The 19,313-nt window shown below is 44.3% G+C and carries 16 protein-coding genes; 11 read left to right on the top strand and 5 right to left on the bottom strand.

Translation table 11 applies throughout. The features are described 5' to 3' along the window. Nucleotides 1-6 precede the first annotated feature (6 nt). On the top strand, nucleotides 7-3,168 hold the full coding sequence (locus BUE31_RS26700; protein ID WP_073406925.1) for an efflux RND transporter permease subunit: 3,162 nt from the start codon (nucleotides 7-9) through the stop codon (nucleotides 3,166-3,168). Between the two features lie 413 nt (nucleotides 3,169-3,581). Further along, on the top strand, nucleotides 3,582-4,988 hold the full coding sequence (locus tag BUE31_RS26695) for an efflux transporter outer membrane subunit (protein ID WP_073406924.1): 1,407 nt from the start codon (nucleotides 3,582-3,584) through the stop codon (nucleotides 4,986-4,988). Between the two features lie 53 nt (nucleotides 4,989-5,041). Here BUE31_RS26695 and BUE31_RS26690 read toward each other — a convergent pair whose 3' ends face one another. Both BUE31_RS26690 and BUE31_RS26685 read right to left on the bottom strand, forming a co-directional pair. Then, nucleotides 5,042-6,043 carry a glycoside hydrolase family 43 protein gene (locus BUE31_RS26690; protein ID WP_073406923.1) on the bottom strand — a complete coding sequence of 334 codons (1,002 nt, stop codon included), beginning with the start codon at nucleotides 6,041-6,043 and terminating at the stop codon, nucleotides 5,042-5,044. A gap of 15 nt (nucleotides 6,044-6,058) precedes the next feature. After that, nucleotides 6,059-7,270, bottom strand: a complete 1,212-nt coding sequence (locus BUE31_RS26685) for a DEAD/DEAH box helicase (RefSeq protein ID WP_200801992.1) — start codon at nucleotides 7,268-7,270, stop codon at nucleotides 6,059-6,061. Nucleotides 7,271-7,404: 134 nt separating this feature from the next. Here BUE31_RS26685 and BUE31_RS26680 point away from each other — a divergent pair, with 134 nt between their 5' ends. Then, entirely contained in the window at nucleotides 7,405-8,358 is a 954-nt protein-coding gene (locus BUE31_RS26680) for a PD40 domain-containing protein (protein ID WP_073406922.1), read from the top strand. Nucleotides 8,359-8,473: 115 nt separating this feature from the next. On the opposite strand, the gene BUE31_RS26675 is transcribed toward BUE31_RS26680, so the two are convergent. Both BUE31_RS26675 and BUE31_RS26670 read right to left on the bottom strand, forming a co-directional pair. Further along, nucleotides 8,474-9,541 carry an acyltransferase gene (locus BUE31_RS26675; protein WP_073406921.1) on the bottom strand — a complete coding sequence of 356 codons (1,068 nt, stop codon included), beginning with the start codon at nucleotides 9,539-9,541 and terminating at the stop codon, nucleotides 8,474-8,476. A gap of 50 nt (nucleotides 9,542-9,591) precedes the next feature. Then, nucleotides 9,592-10,020: a CBS domain-containing protein gene (locus BUE31_RS26670; protein ID WP_073407054.1), complete on the bottom strand. Its 429-nt coding sequence runs from the start codon at nucleotides 10,018-10,020 to the stop codon at nucleotides 9,592-9,594. Nucleotides 10,021-10,837: 817 nt separating this feature from the next. Between BUE31_RS26670 and BUE31_RS26660 the strand changes: the two genes are divergently transcribed. From BUE31_RS26660 to BUE31_RS26625, 8 genes are all read left to right on the top strand, one after another. Next, nucleotides 10,838-11,497: a 3-keto-disaccharide hydrolase gene (locus BUE31_RS26660; protein WP_073406919.1), complete on the top strand. Its 660-nt coding sequence runs from the start codon at nucleotides 10,838-10,840 to the stop codon at nucleotides 11,495-11,497. Nucleotides 11,498-11,591: 94 nt separating this feature from the next. After that, nucleotides 11,592-13,337: a GMC family oxidoreductase gene (locus tag BUE31_RS26655; RefSeq protein ID WP_073406918.1), complete on the top strand. Its 1,746-nt coding sequence runs from the start codon at nucleotides 11,592-11,594 to the stop codon at nucleotides 13,335-13,337. Between the two features lie 14 nt (nucleotides 13,338-13,351). Continuing rightward, on the top strand, nucleotides 13,352-14,002 hold the full coding sequence (locus BUE31_RS26650; protein WP_073406917.1) for a gluconate 2-dehydrogenase subunit 3 family protein: 651 nt from the start codon (nucleotides 13,352-13,354) through the stop codon (nucleotides 14,000-14,002). 373 nt (nucleotides 14,003-14,375) lie between these two features. Next, on the top strand, nucleotides 14,376-14,954 hold the full coding sequence (locus BUE31_RS26645; RefSeq protein WP_073406916.1) for a LemA family protein: 579 nt from the start codon (nucleotides 14,376-14,378) through the stop codon (nucleotides 14,952-14,954). A gap of 135 nt (nucleotides 14,955-15,089) precedes the next feature. Continuing rightward, nucleotides 15,090-15,524: a TPM domain-containing protein gene (locus BUE31_RS26640; protein ID WP_073406915.1), complete on the top strand. Its 435-nt coding sequence runs from the start codon at nucleotides 15,090-15,092 to the stop codon at nucleotides 15,522-15,524. Nucleotides 15,525-15,534: 10 nt separating this feature from the next. Further along, nucleotides 15,535-16,338 (top strand): TPM domain-containing protein, encoded by an 804-nt coding sequence (locus BUE31_RS26635; RefSeq protein ID WP_083620415.1) that lies wholly within the window; start codon nucleotides 15,535-15,537, stop codon nucleotides 16,336-16,338. Nucleotides 16,339-16,556: 218 nt separating this feature from the next. Next, nucleotides 16,557-17,105, top strand: coding sequence for an NUDIX hydrolase (locus BUE31_RS26630; RefSeq protein ID WP_073406913.1), 549 nt, complete (start codon nucleotides 16,557-16,559; stop codon nucleotides 17,103-17,105). Between the two features lie 88 nt (nucleotides 17,106-17,193). Next, a complete protein-coding gene (locus BUE31_RS26625; protein WP_083620372.1) occupies nucleotides 17,194-17,724 on the top strand; it encodes a Uma2 family endonuclease in 531 nt (176 codons plus the stop codon). Between the two features lie 159 nt (nucleotides 17,725-17,883). Here BUE31_RS26625 and BUE31_RS26620 read toward each other — a convergent pair whose 3' ends face one another. Further along, on the bottom strand, nucleotides 17,884-19,284 hold the full coding sequence (locus tag BUE31_RS26620) for an NHL repeat-containing protein (protein ID WP_073406911.1): 1,401 nt from the start codon (nucleotides 19,282-19,284) through the stop codon (nucleotides 17,884-17,886). Nucleotides 19,285-19,313 lie beyond the last annotated feature (29 nt).

Here is a 19,313-nt window from a genome sequence, read left to right as displayed (position 1 = left end):
AATAATATGTTAAAAAAATTCATAGAGCGTCCTGTACTTTCAACGGTTATTTCGGTACTGCTGGTTATATTGGGTGTTATCGGGTTGATAAATCTTCCTATTTCACAATACCCTGATATTGCGCCGCCAACCGTATTCGTATCTGCTAATTACAGCGGCGCCAATGCCGATGTGGTGCTTAAAAGTGTTATTGTACCGCTTGAGGAGCAAATAAACGGTGTGGAGAACATGACCTACATGACCTCCAGCGCAGGTAACGATGGTTCGGCCCAGATAACTATTTTCTTTAAGGTAGGCACCAACCCTGATTTGGCTGCGGTAAACGTTCAAAACAGGGTATCAAGGGCAGTAAGTTTGTTGCCGCAAGTTGTTACCCAGGCAGGGGTTACCGTGGCAAAAAGCCAGAACAGCAACCTGCTGATATTTTCTTTGTACAGCGAAAACAAGGATTATGACGATACCTTTTTGCAGAACTATTGCCAGATAAACCTGGTGCCTGCCATACAGCGGGTTAACGGCGTTGGTAATACCCAGATCTTTACTTCAAAAGATTACTCTATGCGCATTTGGTTAAAGCCGGATGTGATGGCCAGCTACAGCCTTGTACCCGATGATATTACCAATGCGTTAAACGAACAGAACATTGAAGCTGCCCCCGGTAAGTTTGGCGAGAACAGTAACGAGTCTTTTCAATATGTAATAAAATATACGGGCCGTCTTAAAACCACTCAGCAATTTGGAGATATCATTATAAAGTCAGTTGGCAAGGGCCAGTTGTTGCATTTAAAAGATGTTGCACGCATTGAGCTTGGAGCCCTTGATTACTCTGCTGATTTAAAAACCAACGGCCTGCCATCAATAGGTGTTGGGATTACCCAGGCATCCGGCTCAAACGCCCGCGATGTGATCAACAATACGAAAAAGATCCTTGAAACTGCCGCTGAATCATTTCCAAAAGGAATTAAGCTTACTTACCTGGTTGATGCCAATGAATACCTGAATGCCTCTATCGAGAAAGTGATCAGCACCCTGATCGAAGCTTTTATACTGGTTTTTATTGTGGTGTTTGTTTTTCTGCAGGATTTTCGGTCAACGCTTATCCCGGCCATTGCGGTTCCGGTTGCAATTGTAGGTACCTTCTTCTTTTTAAACCTGTTTGGCTTTACCATAAACCTGTTAACCTTATTTGCCATGGTTTTGGCCATAGGTATTGTGGTTGATGACGCCATTGTGGTAGTGGAGGCTGTGCACGCCAAGCTCGATAAAGGTTATAAATCAGCCCGCAAAGCATCCGTTGATGCGATGAAGGAGATTTCAGGAGCTATTATTTCTATTACGCTGGTAATGTCGGCAGTGTTTTTACCGGTAACATTCATTTCGGGTTCAACCGGTGTATTTTACAAACAATTTGGTATTACACTGGCAGTGGCCATCCTGCTTTCGGCAGTAAACGCATTAACGCTTAGTCCGGCATTGTGTGCCATATTTCTAAAACCACATTCGGAGGAGCATAAAAAGAAACGGTTTTTCAACTGGTTTTATACCAGGTTTGACAAGGCTTTTTACACGGTAACCAAAAAATATGAAAAGTCGGTAACCTGGCTTGCGGCAAAAAAATGGATAGTGGTAGCTGCAATTGTGATATTTGGCGTATCGCTCACCATCCTAATAAAAACTACGCCATCCAGTTTTGTGCCAAGTGAAGACCAGGGTACTATATTTGTAAGCGTGAGCCTGCCCCCGGCATCAGGCATGCAGCGCACCAGCGCCATAACCAAACATATAGATAGTATTGCCCATACCTTCCCATCGGTAAGCAACACGCTGCAAATTATTGGGTTTAGCTTTACAGCCGGAAGCGGAAGCGCTTATAGTATGGATATCATCAAGCTGAAAAAATGGGATCAGCGCAAAAATGATGGCATCCAAAAAGTTATTCAGCAGCTTTATGGAAAAATTGGCAACATTCATGGAGCCAGCATCTTCATTTTTTCACCACCTACTATCCAGGGATTTGGATCGGGAAATGGTTTTTCGTTCGAGCTGCAGGATAAGGGAGGCCATACATCAGCCGAAATGTACAAAGTAAGCACCGACTTTTTAGAGGCGCTGAACAAACGCAAAGAAATTCAAAACGCAAATACGGCGTTTAACCCCAATTTTCCGCAATTCCAGGTTGATGTAAATGTTGCTAAATGTAAAGAAGCGGGGATTGAGGTAACCTCCGTTATCAATACCCTGCAAGGGTATTACGGTGGGTTGTATGCATCAAACTTCAACCAGTTTGGTAAACAATACCGGGTAATGGTACAGGCAGATTATGCATACCGCAACAACCCCGAAGGTTTGAATAAAATTTTTGTACGCAACAGCAGTGGTATCATGGCGCCTATAACTGAATTTATTACGCTTAGCAAAGTATTCGGTCCTGAATCTATCTCCCGCTTTAACTTATTTACATCAATATCTGTCCAGGGACAGCCAAATGCGGGGTATAGCTCTGGTGATGCTATTGCCGCTATAAAGGCTGTTGCTACCGAGAAGCTGCCAGCAGGTTATGGTTATGAATTTTCGGGGTTAACCCGCGAAGAGATCTCCAGCGGTACGCAATCCGTTTACATATTTTTGCTTTGCCTGGTATTTGTTTACTTTTTACTAAGCGCACAATATGAAAGCTACATTTTGCCATTTGCCGTACTACTTTCGTTGCCAATAGGCTTAACAGGCACTTACGTATTTGCAAGGATAGCAGGGATCGATAGCAATATTTATGTACAGATCTCGCTTATTATGCTCATCGGCCTGTTATCAAAAAATGCTATCCTGATAGTGGAATTTGCTCTCGAACGCAGACGTGCCGGAATGCCGCTTTTACAGGCTGCTATTGAAGGCGCCGAGGCCCGTTTAAGGCCGATATTAATGACCTCCTTTGCATTCATCTTTGGTATAATGCCATTGATGTTCTCAACAGGTGCAGGCGCCATAGGCAACCGTTCAATTGGTACGGGTGCTGTTGGCGGGATGTTTATTGGTACTTTACTGGGGGTATTCGCCATACCGGTGCTATTTATGATCTTCCAGCATTTGCAGGAAAAGATAAGTGGTCCGCGCCATTTACGAAACCTGGAAGAGGATGAGGACGATGATGCAGTTATACCGGCTAAATAATAATTAATAACTGTACTGCATCAAGAGGAGGCTGCTCAATGTTATTAAGTTAAGAGAATGTTGGCCATAAACCAGCCACATAGCAGCGTCCAATAGCCCCACCTAAATCCTCCCCGGTAGGGAGGACTTGAAAAAATAAACGCGGGCGAAGCTAAAGTCTCTCCGCTAACCAGCGGAGGAGATTTAGAGGGGGCTAAAAGGCTTTGGGAGAGAATCACGATTGTGTTATCCTTTAACTTGATGACACAGGCCATAGGTCACGATTCTATAAACAGGGTGCTCCTATGGAGCAAAACAAATAAATTAATCGTGTCAGCGACTCCATCGGAGCCTCCTGTTTATAGAAAGAATAAAAATAGTTTACGGACTCCAGCGGAGTCCCCTGAATGGAGACCAGTTAAGAGATTTAAACAATGAACAGAACCTATTTAAAATATACTTTTTTAACGTTCGCTTTGTTAAGCACGGCGCTGAGCTGTAAGATAACGAAAACTTACCAGCGGCCCGACCTTAATACTACGGACCTTTATCGGAACCAGCAAACCACTGATACCACAACCATTGCGTCTATGCCATGGGAAAGGATGTTTGCCGATACCGTTTTAAAAGCATTGATCCACGAAGGCCTTTATAATAATTTGAACTTAAAAGTAGCTGTTCAAAAGATCTACGAGGCACAGGCGGCATTAGTACAAAGCAAAGCTGCATTATTGCCAAACCTTAGCGCCAACGCAAATGCAACACGGTCAAAGCTATCGGCAGCAAGCCTGAATTATCCACCGGGTACTACCATTAGTACTTTGACCACCTCATACCAGCTGGGTCTAAGTACATCATGGGAAGCTGACGTTTGGGGTAAGCTAAGCAGCGCAAAAAGGGCTGCATTTAATACCCTTTTGCAAACCGACGCAGCTAAAAGAGCCGTGCAAACTCAGCTAATAGCCGATATTGCCAATAACTACTATACTTTACTTGCGCTTGATAAGGAACTTGAAATTACATCCCAAACCCTGCAAAACCGGATCAAGGATGTTGAAACTATGAAATCGCTTAAAGAGGGGGCAGTTGTAAACGGGGCCGCAGTTGTACAAAGCGAGGCCAACCGTTATGCTGCCGAAGTTGCCATCCCTGATATAAAAAGAAGCATCCGCGAAACGGAGAACGCTATTGATATACTGGTTGGCCGTTCTCCCGGTGCATTAAACAGGTCGAAGCTTGATGCACAGAAACAAATAGATAGCCTGCAAACGGGCATCCCATCCCAATTATTAAAAAATCGCCCGGATGTGCAGCAGGCGGAGTACGCTTTCCACAGTGCTTTTGAAAATACCAACCTGGCACGCACTTATTTTTATCCCTCGCTAACCATTACAGCCAGCGGCGGGTGGTCGAATTTGCAGTTGAAGGACTTTTTTGTAGGATCGGTATTTTACAACCTGGCGGCAGGTTTAACCCAGCCTATATTTAACCAGGGCATTAACAAAGCACGGTTAAAAACGGCACAAGCGCAGCAACTGGAAGCCTTATACAATTTTCAGCAAAGCCTGCTAGTGGCAGGACAGGAAGTTTCAAACGCTCTTTACTCTTATCAAACAGCTATAGAAAAAACCGATGCCCGTAGCAAACAGATAGCTGCCCTTATTAAAGCGGTTGATTATACCCAAGAACTGTTGCGCTACAGCTCGGCAACCAATTACACTGATGTCCTAACTTCCGAGCAAAACCTGTTAGCCGCCCAGCTTGACGGCGTTAATGACAGGTTACAGCAACTACAGGCTGTTGTTAATTTATACAGGGCCCTTGGCGGCGGGTGGAGGTAGTGTTAAGGCACATATGACAAGACACTGTTTTTTTAATTGCGATTACGCCTGTTTTACTTTATTACCCGTGCCTGTACACCTTCATTGGTGATCTTAACGGGTTTTATAAAACCATTGGCATCAAAATACATCTTATCAATGCAGGTTACACGGTGATTGCCATCAGTTTCGCCAAGCGGGCGGCGGTGATATACAATGTACCATTCATTAGTACCCGGCACATTTATAACCGAGTGGTGCCCGGCCCCCGTTGCAATATTTACATCCTGTTTTAATATGGTGGCTATCCGCTTAAACGGACCGACAGGCGTATTGCCGATGGCATAGGCCACGCGGTAATCGGGGCCGGTCCAGCCGCCTTCGCTCCACATTAAATAGTATTTGCCCTTGCGTTTAAACATAACCGGGCCTTCAACATAATCTTGGGGGGTAATTAGTTTAAAGGTCTCACCGTCTTTAAAAGGGATAAAGCCGGTAAAGTCCTGATTCAGCTTAGCTATGTTACATTGACCCCAGCCCCCGTAGATCATATAATATTGTCCGTCATCGTCTTTATAAACAAACTGATCAATAGGTTGTGCCTTATTGTAAATTTTACCGATGAGGGGTTTGCCTAAATAATCTTTAAATGGCCCTCCGGGATTATCAGCTACTGCAACGCCTATACCGCCAATTTCTTTTTGATCGTCATGAATGTCATTCGCACCGAAAAACAGGTAGTATTTGCCAGCCTTTTCGGTAACAGCCGGCGCCCATAAGGCTTTTTTAACCCATTTAACCGAGCTGCTGTCAATCACATGCCCGTGCTTTGTCCAGTGTACCAGGTCGGTTGATGAAAAGGCATCCATAAAAACCTGCTCGTTGTATTTGGCCGAGTAGGTAGGGTATACCCAATAAGTTTTATCAAAGATCTTTGCTTCAGGGTCGGCATACCAGCCTTTAAATATGGGGTTGCCGGAGGATTCTTTTTTTTGTGCTAACGCGATAGTACTCAGCGATACCAATGCAACTATAAAAATATTTTTAGCTACTCCCAGATACATGCTTTTCATCATGCTGTATAAAAAATGTTATTTACGTGGATTGCTTTTATTACCCCAGCGCCTTTGCTGTGGCCTTTTATTGGGCGAGTGCTCCTGCTTAACCATTTCGATGGATTTTAGCTCATCAGGCACATCAATCAGCCGGATAGGTTTTTCTATCAGTTGTTCAATGCTTTTCAGCTTGCGCTCATCGCGGTGGTTTACAAAGGTGATGGCTGTGCCGGTAGTTTCAGCACGGGCTGTACGGCCAATACGGTGGATGTAATCTTCCGGATCGCCGGGAACATCATAATTGATCACCAGGTCAATCCCCTCCACATCAATCCCGCGCGAAAGGGCGTCGGTACCGATTATAACGGGCAACTGTTTGTTTTTAAAGCTCAGCAAAATTTCTTCCCGTTCCTTTTGCTCCAGGTCCGAGTGAAAAGCGCTAACATTAACCCGGGCTTGTTTTAACTCTTTGGTTAATGATTTTACAATTTCCTTTCTTGAGCAAAAAATAATAACACTTGTGTACGATCCATTTTTTAGGATCAGTTGCAGCAGCGGTGTTTTTTGCTGATCGTGCACGCGGTAGATCTGTTGATCAATCCCTACTGCGGGTTGTGAAAGCGCAATATTGATCTGCTCGGGGTTGTTCAGGATCTTTTTTGCCAGCGCACGGATGCGACCCGGCATGGTAGCCGAAAACAACAGCGTTTGCCTGGTTTTAGGCAGGTAGCTGATGATCTTCATAATATCGTCCGAGAAACCCATGTCAAGCATGCGGTCGGCTTCATCAAGCACCAGGTGCGTTAAATGGTTAAGCTTTAATACGCCTGAGGTAAGGTGAGCGATCAGCCTGCCCGGAGTAGCAATAATAATGTTTACATTATTTTGAATCCCCCGGCGTTGCTGCTCGTACGCGCTGCCATCGCCACCGCCAAAAACGGCGATTGAGCTGATGCCCGTAAAATAAGCCAGCCCTTCTACCTGCTGATCAATCTGCTGGGCAAGCTCACGCGTTGGCGCTAAAATAAGCGTGCTGGTATGGTGCTTATTGGTCTTGCCAATATGGTCAAGCACGGGCAGCAGGTAAGCACCGGTTTTGCCGGTACCTGTTTGCGCACAGGCAATAATGTCTTGTCCGCCGGATATGATCGGGATGGCCATCTCCTGGATTGGGGTTGGCGTGGTGAACCCCATGCTCTCGATGCCTTCGAATAAATCGTTGTTAAAATTGAATTCCTTGAATGTCACTATACTTTGTAGGGTGATGAGGTATGCAAGGTAGCAAAAAATGTTGGGAGTAAGCAATCCATTAAAAATCAGCCCTCATCCATTGAATAAATTTCCTTAATAATGCAGCACTTCTTTCATTTGCCAAAAAGCTCATGAAAAGGATCTTATTTATCTTATTGTTACTAACCTATATCACAACCTATGCACAGGATGTTAAAACTATTACACTTAAGGATTCCGCACGGATCTTTGGCAAGGGTATCATCTCTACAGGTGATTTTGTTTTTAATGCTTCTTTTACACCTGATAGTAAAACTGTATATTTTAGCAAGGCTAGCATAAATTTCGGGTACATCGTCATTTTTAGCGCTACCCAGGCGGAGCATGGGTGGACTGCTCCCAAACCCGTAGGCTTTACCGGCACCTACCGCGATACCGACCCCTTTGTATCTGCTGATGGCAAGCGGCTGTATTTTGCATCAGACAGGCCATTTAAAGGCGCGCCTTTTAAAGATTACGCGTATCATTATTATTATGTGGAACTGGATGGTGACAAGGTAGTTTCAGATCCCATTCCGTTCATTTTGCCGGTACCGCCTGAGATTAAGCCCACTTACCTGTCGCTTGCTGATAATGGGAATGCTTATTTCTTTTCATCAGATGGCATTGCTGATGCGGATATTTATGTTTGTAAGCTTAAGGATGGGCAATACCTGCCGCCCGAAAAGCTGCCGTTCAACGATAAAAAGTATATTGATTTTGACCCGGTTATTGCCGGCGATGAAAGCTTTATCATCTTTTGCAGCCCCAACCGCAATGGAGGAGTAGGTTCAGGTGATTTGTGGGTATCCTTCAAGAAAGATACCACCTGGACAGCCCCCATCAACATGGGGTCGAAAATAAATACCCAGGGCAATGACGGCGCACCGGGATTATCACGCGATAATAAAACCCTGTATTTTACATCCTTTAGAGAAATTACTGACAGGCCAGTATATAAAGATGGTAAAGTAACAGCCGATGCAATTAACAAATTGATGCACTCCACCAAAAACGGGATGAGGAGTATTTATGAGATTGACATTTCGGATTTAAAAGCTTTTTGATTTTTACCGCGGAGGGGGCGCAAAGTACACGGAGGTTTGAGTGAATTTCTCTGCGGCCTCTGTGCTTCCTCTGTTAACTCTGTGGTTAACTTTTTCGCCTGCAAACGAAGCGGGATCACACCGTCATTCGCAATCCCGGCACTATCCTTATCAGCTTTGTTAACCCATAAGACAGGATAAGTACTGCTATAGCTTTTATCGGGATCACCCAAAGCAGGCTCAGGTTTTTAAAATCAATGTGGAGGTATAATTTATCAAACAACAGGCGCACAAACAGTACATGCACAATATAAATACCGTAGCTTTCTTTACTTATTTGGGTTACCAAGCCTTTAAACCAAGTTTGTTGCGGCGTGAAAACATGATTTTTTACTAAAAGGAACAGCCCTGCCAATGCAAAGGGAATATCGGGGGTAAAATCACTTTCAATAAGGTCGTTAAAGCCTTTTTCGTGGGCGGTTTGCAGCAGTATAATGCCGGCTATGGATGTAATAAATGCAGCTGCACATGCTATATAAATAAAATTTAACTGCCGCTTTGTAAAACTTTGGCTGTTTAAATAATAGCCTAACACAAAATAGCCAGCGTAGCCCGTAAAGCTATATAGTTCAATGCCAATGCTTAACCCGGAGACGAGCCCGATAGCTCCGCAAATACAGTTAACAATAAACCATACAGCAATAAAGTATTGCACCTTGCTTTTTGTTGCACCACGGATAAATGCATTTAATATGGGATATATGAGGTAGATGCCTATCATCATATATAAAAACCAAAAATGAAAAACCAGCGGACCCTGGTAAAAGGTTTTCAGCGCTGTAATAAGGTTAAAGTTGCCATAGCCTTTATCGGTATAAAATTGAAACAGCTCATAAATAACGCTCCACACCAACAGCGGAATTACTAACCGGGGCAAACGCTTGCTGAATAATTCTTTAATAGATACATCCTTGTTTTGCTTCAACAATAAAGATCCGCTCAGCAGCACAAACATGGGCACGCAAAAACGGGTTAGCCCGTTATAAAAGGCTGCCGAAAGCCAGTCGGAATTTGATATTTTGCCATATTGACCGGCCGCATCGGCAGAGTTATGCAGGATTATTACCGCAAAAATTGCCAGCGCCCTAAGAAGGTCGAAATAAAAAAAACGGTTGTTTAATTTGCCCTCGGTTAAATCAGCCATTATAGGTCAATAAAATATACTTTGATCCAGGGCTGATGGAACGGATATATTTATGATTGGATATAACTCTTCAATTGCTCAATAGTTTCCTCGTGCGAGAGGATGGTTTCTGTAACCACATCGCTGATGGAAATAATGCCGCACATCGTGTTATCCCTGAAAATAGGCAGGTAACGGAGGTTGTTCTCGCTCATTACATGCATACAGGTTTCCACCGAATTCTCGGGGATCATCTTTGGAAACTCCGTGCTCATAATTTCCCTTACCTGTGTTTCGAGCGATGATTTTCCCTGCAGTATTACCTTGCGGGCATAATCACGTTCGGTAAGCAGGCCGGCGTAGGCTCCGTCTTCCGTAATAACCACCGATCCTATATTTTTCTCGGCCATTAGCTTCAATGCGTCTAAAACAGTGGTGCCGCCATCAATGGCAATCACGCTGCTACCCTTACGGGCTAGGATGTTGGATACTTTTTTCATAACAATCTGGTAATCAATTGGCGAATAGGGCTTATCAAATATAATAAATGATATTAACAATAAGCATTAAAGAAAAATGAAATTATTTACCTGAATTAGTATGGCTTTGAATATAAAACCATTCGTTAGCGTTAAGGTGCTATCTGATAGGCAATTGTAAAAATTGCATTACTTATATATTTTTTTGGAGATTAAGTGTATTTTCGCGACCCTTTAAACTAATATTACTATAGCCCGTGCAATATAAATAAAGCCGATGCAAAAAAAGATACTAAGATGTTCTAAATGTTCAGCCCCCTATCATTTTGAAAAAAAACGTAATTGGATAGGGCGCAATTTTTTGTTCTTTCTTCCCATTAAAAGATATTTCTGCGCCAAGTGTTTGAAAGACCGTTATCGCTTAATAACCCAGGAGGAGTTAAAGGCCTACCAAAGAGTGTGATTATTTTTAGTCCGGAAGCCGGGAAAGTCAGTAAAGACCGAAAGAAAAATAAATGCCTGTAAATAAGCTTTTTAAAACAATTGTTTCGTAGGAAGAGGTTGAACTCAATGACTGTTTTTACATAAACAGGCCTCGCCGCAAATCTTCAACCAATCCATAACTCCTTCTTCCAGACCTTTCCTTCTTTCGGACTTTCCGGACTTCCGGACTTTTCCGACTCCTCTGTAACAATATTCCCGCTGTTTTTTCATCAAACAGAAAATTATTATAATTTTACTACCCATTGTAATACCTATCATTGTATTCCGTTTCTTTGGATAATAAATGTATGTATTACAGCAATACACCTAACAAAAACCAAACTAAATTAACAACATGAAAAAAGTTCTGTTAAGTATCCTGGCATTTACTGCTGTAAATTGTTCACTTATGGCGCAAACCACAAAATTATTTGATGGTAAAACCACTACCGGCTGGCACAGCTATTTAAAAACCGGGCCGGGTGCATGGAAAGTGGTTGACGGCGCCTTACAGCTTGATCCGAAAGCAGAAGGCCAGGGCGACCTTGTTACTGATAAGGAATATGAAAACTATGAACTTTCAGTAACCTGGAAAATTGCCGAAGGTGGCAACAGCGGGATAATTTTCGGCATTCATGAAGATCCGTCATTTAATGAAACTTATTTAACAGGCATTGAAATGCAGGTACTGGATGATAAAAAAGCTTCGGATAATAAAAAAGCAACCCACCTTGCCGGTTCATTATACGATCTGAAAGCTCCTTCAAGCGCCGCCAAACCTGCCGGCGAGTGGAATGCAATAAAGATCCGTAAGGATAATGGCCAGCTTACCTTTTGGATGAATGGCACAAAAACAGTTGATGTAAAAATTGGCAGCCCTGAGTGGCAGGAATTAATAAATAATAGTAAGTTTAAAACCTGGAAAAGCTTTGCCACCTATCCTAAAGGCCACATAGCCCTGCAGGATCATGGCGCAGTAGTTAGCTTTAAAGACATTTCGATCAAAGAACTTTAAAAAAGTCATTAGTCAATGGTCATTAGTCATTAGTAGGAATACCGATGCACCAATGCCCAATGACTAATGCCCAATGACTAATTGACTAAACAAAATGAATAACGATATACAAATAAAAAAGTCGTCAACCGTATATGATGCAATAGTTGTAGGTTCGGGTGCCGGCGGTGGCATGGCAGGTTATGTATTGGCTAATGCCGGTTTAAAGGTTTTGATGCTGGAAGCTGGCCCGTTCTTTGACCCGGCTAAAGATTCAGCACAGCTTAAATGGCCGTATGAGTCGGCCCGCAGAGGGGCAGGGACTACCCGCTACTTTGGCGATTTTGACGCTGCTTACGGTGGCTGGGAAATTGAAGGCGAACCTTATACTACTAAAGATAAAACAGAATTTCACTGGTTCCGCTCGCGCATGCTGGGTGGCCGCACCAATCACTGGGGGCGCATCTCGTTACGCATGGGGCCTGATGATTTTAAAGGCCATCATATTGACGGACTAACCGACGACTGGCCAATAACCTACGACGAGGTAAAACCTTATTACGATAAGGTAGACCGCATGATTGGGGTTTACGGCACTGTTGAAGGTTTGCCAAATGAGCCTGACGGGATCTTTCTTCCGCCGCCAAAGCCAAGGCTTAACGAGCTGTTTATTAAAAAAGGCGCGGCAAAAGCCGGTGTAAAGGTAATTGCAGGGCGTGGTTCAGTACTTACCGAGGCTTTGCCGGGTAATAAAGACCGTGGCGCTTGCTTTTTTTGCGGGCAATGCGGACGCAGCTGTAAAATTTATGGCGATTTCTCGTCATCATCATGCCTGGTTATCCCGGCTATAAAAACAGGCAACTTAAAAGTTATTCCTAATGCGATGGTGCGTGAAGTACTGACTGATGATAATGGCCTTGCAACAGGGGTATCATACATCAGCAAGGAGGATATGCAGGAGTACCAGGTAAAGGCAGGTATCGTAATTTTAGGTGCCAGTGCGGGCGAATCTGCACGGTTGCTGCTTAACTCAAAATCAGCCCGGCATCCCGGCGGGCTTGCAAACAGCAGCGGCGTGGTAGGCCGTTACCTGCATGACTCAACCGGATCAAGCGCAGGTGGTTGGCTGCCTGAACTGATGGACCGTAAACGCTACAATGAAGATGGCGTAGGCAGTGTGCACATTTACGGCCCATGGGTTTATGACAATAAAAAATTGAATTTCCCGCGCGGATACCATATTGAATTTGGCGGTGGCTTACACATGCCGGGTTATGGCTTTAGCGGCGGTATCCAGAACATGAACGGCGCTGTGCCGGGCAAAGATGGTAAAATGAAGGAAGCCGGTGGCTTTGGCGCTGATTTAAAGAATGATTACCGTCGTTTTTACGGAACAGGCTTTGGAATGGCTGGTCGTGGAACCGCTATTGCACGCTATGATAACTATTGCGAAATTGACCCGAATGTGGTGGATAAGTTCGGGATCCCGGTATTGCGTTTCAACTATAAATGGAGCGATTACGAGATCCAGCAGGCCAAGCACATGCAGGATACTTTCCAGGAGATAATGCATAATATGGGCGGTGCCATTTATGGTCCGCCGGCAGGTAAAGAAAGCAATTATGGCTTGGAGGCCCCGGGGATGATCATCCACGAGGTGGGTACTGTGCGGATGGGCGATGATCCAAAAAAATCAGCCTTGAACAAATGGTGCCAGGCGCATGATTGTAAAAATCTTTTTGTGGTTGATGCCGGTCCGTTTGTACAGCAGGGCGATAAAAACGCCACCTGGACAATCCTTGCCCTGAGCATGCGTACTGCCGAATACATTTTATCTCAACGTAAAAAAACAAACGTTTAATCAGTTATAACAACATGAACAGACGCGACACACTAAAGGCTATAGGCTTCGGCACCCTTTCAACAGGGATGTTATTAGAAGCCTGTAAGCCAAACAGCAATAAATTAGCCGAAGAAAATACCGATAAAGCTGCCCCTGCCGCCGATGAGGCCGGCCGCCAGCCATTTGAGGTTGAACGCGATAAAAAGCTTAATGCCGACAAGTTTTTTAACGACCATGAGATGGCTACCATTACCGTGCTTGGCGATATTATTATCCCCAAAGATGCCCGCTCAGGCAGTGCATCAGACGCCAAGGTGCCTGCTTTTATAGAGTTTATTGTAAAAGATATGCCTGAGCATCAAACGCCTATGCGTGGTGGCCTGCGCTGGCTTGACCTGCAATGCTTAAACCGTTACGGCAAAACATTTGTTGATGCAAGCAGTACCCAGCAGATAGAGATGGTAACGGCAATTGCCTATCCAAAAAAAGCAAAACCCGAAATGGCACAGGGCGTATCCTTTTTTAACCGCATGCGCGATTTAACCGCATCTGGCTTCTTCACCACCAAAATGGGCATCGAAGACCTGGGCTATGTAGGCAACGCCCCCGGCAAATGGGACGGCGTACCCGCCGATGTGCTTAAGCAATATAATATCCAGGACCCCTGGGGTAACAAGTGGTAAACAACTAAGATTTTTAAGATTGATAGGATTTTAGGATTCGTATCGTTTTAGAATTATAATTCAATGTCCCGCATAGTTTGTACTTAAGTATAAATTGTGCGGGATTTGTTGTTTTTGAACCTTGATTTGCTTGATTAAAGGATTATCTGATTTTCACTGTTACGCGTGTAATGATTGTAATGGGGGATTCCAGGCGTTACAAAGAATAATCAACGCAATCCCAAAATCAAACTAATCAGCGGTAACTTTTCGTTACATTTACCAAAACACGATGTTGCCACGTTGGCATGTAAAACAGATTTTGTAACAACGGTATGTGGTTTGTTATCTAAATTTGTAAATTCACACTACTAAATCCTAAAAAAGACAAAACATGAAGAATTTATTAATAGTATTAGGGATCATTATTGTGATCTGTTTGGTTGGGTCATGCAGTTATAACGGCATGGTAACCAAAGACGAAGTTGTAAAGGCAAAATGGGGTAATGTACAATCGCAATACCAACGCCGCAGCGATCTGATCCCTAACCTGGTTGCTACCGTAAAGGGCGCTGCCAACTTTGAGAAAAGCACATTGGTTGATGTTACCGAGGCCCGCGCAAAGGCTACCTCCATACAGGTTGACGCTTCAAAGCTGAACCCTGAAACTATTCAGAAATACCAGGCCGCACAGGGACAGTTAAGCCAGGCTTTGGGCCGCTTGCTGGTTGCATCGGAAAACTACCCAACCTTAAAATCAAACGAAAACTTTATAGGGCTGCAAACCCAGCTGGAAGGTACAGAGAACCGGATAAACGTTGCCCGGCTTGATTTTAACAGCGCCGTACAGGATTACAACACGTCTATCCGTTCATTCCCGGCTGTTATAACTGCCAAACTATTCGGCTTTAACGAAAAGGGAAGCTTTACCGCAGAAGCCGGAGCAGATAAGGCGCCTAAAGTAGCTTTTTAATGATTTTGTGATTACACCGATCAGGGAAATGATTACACCGATTGCGTAAATCAGTGTAATCATCCTAAAACCAGTGTAATCATATTACTATATCGGTGTAATCATTCTCAAAAAATCAGTGTAATCATAAACAGTATGGCAGTATTTACCGAAGAGGAGCAGCAACGCATCCGCACCGCAATTGAAAATGCCGAGAAGCATACTTCGGGGCAGATCCGCGTTTGTATTGAGAAAACCTGCAGTGAAGATGTGCTTGACCGTGCTGCCAAATACTTTCACCAGCTTGACATGCATAAAACCAAGCTGCGTAACGGCGTGCTTATTTATGTGGCCACTGTAGACCGTAAGTTTGCCATTATTGGCGATGCCGGTATAAATAAAGTGGTGCCCGCTAACTTTTGGGACGATACCAAAGAAAAGATGCTGGAAAATTTTAAGTATGGCAACCTGGTTGACGGCATTGTTACCGGGCTTGAAATATCCGGCGGGCATCTGCAAAAATTCTTTCCGCACCTGGCCGACAGCAATAATGAACTATCAGACGATGTAGCCTTTATGGATGGCGAATAAACATAAACCCATGTTAAAAAAACTCATTTTATTTATTAACCTGCTGCTGATGGGCTTTATAGCCTTTGGACAGGAGCTGCCGGCAAAATCAACCACGTTGGTTACCGACTATACCCAAACGCTTACTGATGAGCAAAGGGGCCTTCTGGAAGCCAAGCTGGCACAGTTTAATGATTCTACATCAACCCAGATTGCCATTGTTATTATTAAATCAGTTGGTGCTTATGATATTAATGAGTTTGGTCAGAAACTTGGCCGGGCATGGGGCATTGGCGAAAAGGGCAAAAATAACGGCATCCTGGTGCTGGTGGCTATAGGCGACCGTAAGGTAGCCATATCAACAGGTTATGGCGCTGAAGGCGCTGTACCGGATATTACTACACACCAAATAATTGAAAACGATATTACCCCGCGCTTTAAGCAAGGCGATTATTATGGCGGACTTGATGACGGTACCTCCAAGCTGATGCAATACATGAAGGGCGAGTATAAGGCAAGTAAAAAGCCTAAACAAACCAGTGATGATGGCAGCCCCATTGGGTTTATTGTAATTATTGTGGTGGTGATCCTCATTATCGTATTCAGCAGGCGCGGTGGTGGTGGCGGGCACATTATTGGTGGCCGTGGCGGTGCAAGTCCGTTCTGGTGGTTCCTTGGCGGCGCTATGCTTGGCCGGGGCAGCGGCGGATGGGGTGGTTTCTCTGATGGTGGCGGGGGCTTTGGCGGCGGTTCATCGGGCGGCGACAGCGGTGGTGGTTTCGGCGGATTTGGCGGCGGCGATTTTGGCGGCGGCGGATCAAGCGGGAGTTGGTGAAGAAGGGTTCATAGTTGATGGTTCATGGATCATAGTAGCTGCGGTTGCGGAAGGGTTCATGGTTGATGGCTCATAGATCAAGGTAGCTGCACTTTTCCTTCGGCTATCAACCATGAACTAATCACGATACCCTTTCCGGCCATGAACTATGAACCAATTGCTATGAACTAAAGGGGCTATTTCTTACATTCGCCCCGTTCTACAATGAACAATGAACAATGAACCATCAACTTACCTGGAAAAAACTTTCATCCCACTATATCCATAAAGGCCCCTGGGCCACACTGCGATCAGACCGTTGTGAAATGCCCGACGGCCGTATTGTTGAAGATTATTACGTTTTAGAATATCCTAACTGGGTAAATGCCGTTGCCCTTACTGACGACAATAAGATCTTAATGGTACACCAGTACCGCCATGCCGCCGGCATTGTTTCGCTCGAAATCCCTGGAGGGGTAATTGAAGAGGGAGAATCTGACGTAACCGCCTTGCGCCGTGAATTGCTGGAAGAAACCGGTTACCAGTTTGATGATTTTGAGCTGCTGTGCACCGTATATGCCAATCCATCAACCGCCAACAACCAAACATCGTGCTACCTTGCCCGCGGCGGCAAAAAAGTGCAGGACCAGCAATTTGACGAACATGAAGACCTTATTGTTGAAACCTTTACCATTGATGAAGTTAAGCAGCTGCTGGCCGATAATAAAATAGCCCAGGCACTGCATTGCACCGGGCTGTTTTATGCGCTGGCTAAGCTGAAAGGTTAAAGATAAAGGATGAAAGGTTAGAACGGTCAAACTTATTTTTAGGCTAACTTTTTGCTATTAATATAGTTAATTGTATATTAGTATTGATATGAAAAACGTACTCGACATACCTCGTACAGCGATGGAAGTATTCAATATGCTCCCTGAGGGAACTTTGTGCGAAGTAATTGATAATGTATTATATATGTCGCCCTCACCTACAACCGATCATCAAAGGATATTACTTAATATAACTTTTGAAATTAAATCATTAATTAACAAAAAACCAATAGGCGAAGTTTTTGTAGCCCCATGTGATGTTTATCTTGATAGTGAGCAGAGTGTAGTTGAACCGGATATTATTTTCATCAGCGCCGAAAAGTCTTCTATGATCCAAAGAAAAGGCATCTATGGCGCGCCTAATCTGCTTATTGAGATTTTATCAACAAATATCCAGCACGATAAAAAAAGAAAGCTGGAACTATATGAACGCAATGGCGTTGCGGAGTATATTATTATTGATCCGGATACAAAAGAAACCTGGCATTATTTGTTAAGCGACGGAGTTTATAAGCAACAGACTCGTCAACAAACGGGCAGCGTTTATATTCACCAGCTATCATTAACTATAAATTTCTGAAGAAAGAATTACGAAGTTTTAAAAACTTCCTCTCTTACGGTGTGAAGCTGAAAGACCAAAGCTTAAAAAGCCCCTGCTTTCACATCTCTCTTACTGTATGAAACAAAAAGACCAAAGCTTAAAAAGCTTTCTGCTTTGGTCTTTTTGCTTTCACCTCTGTTACGGTGTTTTCACAACCGTTAGCTTACGGATACAATTATTACCCTGGTCGGCAACGTAAATATTTCCTGATGCGTCAACGGTTATTGCCTGCGGGTTATTGAACAAGGCCGCTGTACCTGCCCCATTTACAAATCCGGGCGTATTTAAGCTTCCTGCTAAAATATACAGCACGTTGGTGGTGGTACATTCCATTATGCGGCCACCTTCATCAGCAATGTAAATATTGCCCTGCGCATCAAGCGCTATGCCTGCCGGGTAATTGATCAGGTCGGTTTGTGTTGGCCCACCGGCTATGGTTGTTACCACGCCTGCCGAAGTGATTTTTCGGATGGCAGAATTTCCCTGGTCGGCCACATAAACGTTGCCTGTAGCGTCTACAGCCACGCCATTCGGGTTATCAAATGCGGCTGCTGTTCCTGTAGCGTTTATATACCCTCCCGTTTTAAAGCCGGCAAGGGTGGTTACCACGCCTGCCGAAGTAATTTTGCGGATAGCGTTATTGCCATGGTCGGCCACATAGATATTTCCTGATGCATCAATAGCAATGCCTGCAGGGTTGTTAAACTCGCTTGATGTACCCGTGCCGTTTACAAATCCGGCAGTGCCGTTACCTGCAAAAGTGCTCACTATACCTCCCGCGGTGATCTTGCGGATAACATTGTTTCCCAAATCAGCTATATAAACATTTCCCTGTCCGTCAACCGCTATCCCGTTAGGGCCATAAAATTCAGCGCTTAAGGCACTGCCTTCATTATAACCAATTGTTCCGTTGCCTGCAAGGGTACTTGCCAAACCTGCGGCGGTAACTGTGCGGATGCGGTTATTGTAGGAATCAGACAAATAAATTTTCCCGGATGCATCAACCGTAATGCCCTGCGGGTTATTGAACTGGGCGCTTAAACCGGAGGCATCAGCATAGCCGGCTGTTCCGTTGCCTGCCAGCGTGCTTACTGCGGTTACTATGCCGCTAAGGCCTGTGCTTGTGGTAAACTGCACAACGCTGCCATATGCCGTGCCGTTGCTGTTACTGGCGTAAGCCCTTAGATAATAAGTAGTGCCGGCCGTTAAACCCGACAGGTTACTCGTAAATATAATGGGGAGTGAGCCGCTGGTGCTAAGCGTTTCGGTCGTTTTGCTGTCGGTTATGGTAGGTGTTTTATTGGTTGCGCTGTAGCACACACCGTTTGCCGTTAGCGAACTGCCGCCTTCGTCGGTAATTGTTCCGCCGCTTTGTGCCGTTGTTGATGTTAGGTTGATGATCAACCCTGCGGTGGTAATAGTTGGTGCAGCTCCGGCAGTAGTAGTGGTGGTATCGCTCTTTTTACAGCTATTAGCTAAAAATACAAGGGATAAAAATAGTGCAGGCAAAAAGATTTTGCGGAAATAGGGGGTTTTCATGCAAATAAATAGATAAGGATGTAAAGTTT

The organism is Mucilaginibacter sp. OK098, assembly GCF_900142915.1.
Lineage (GTDB): Bacteria > Bacteroidota > Bacteroidia > Sphingobacteriales > Sphingobacteriaceae > Mucilaginibacter.
This window is presented reverse-complemented; position numbering and strand designations above follow the sequence as displayed.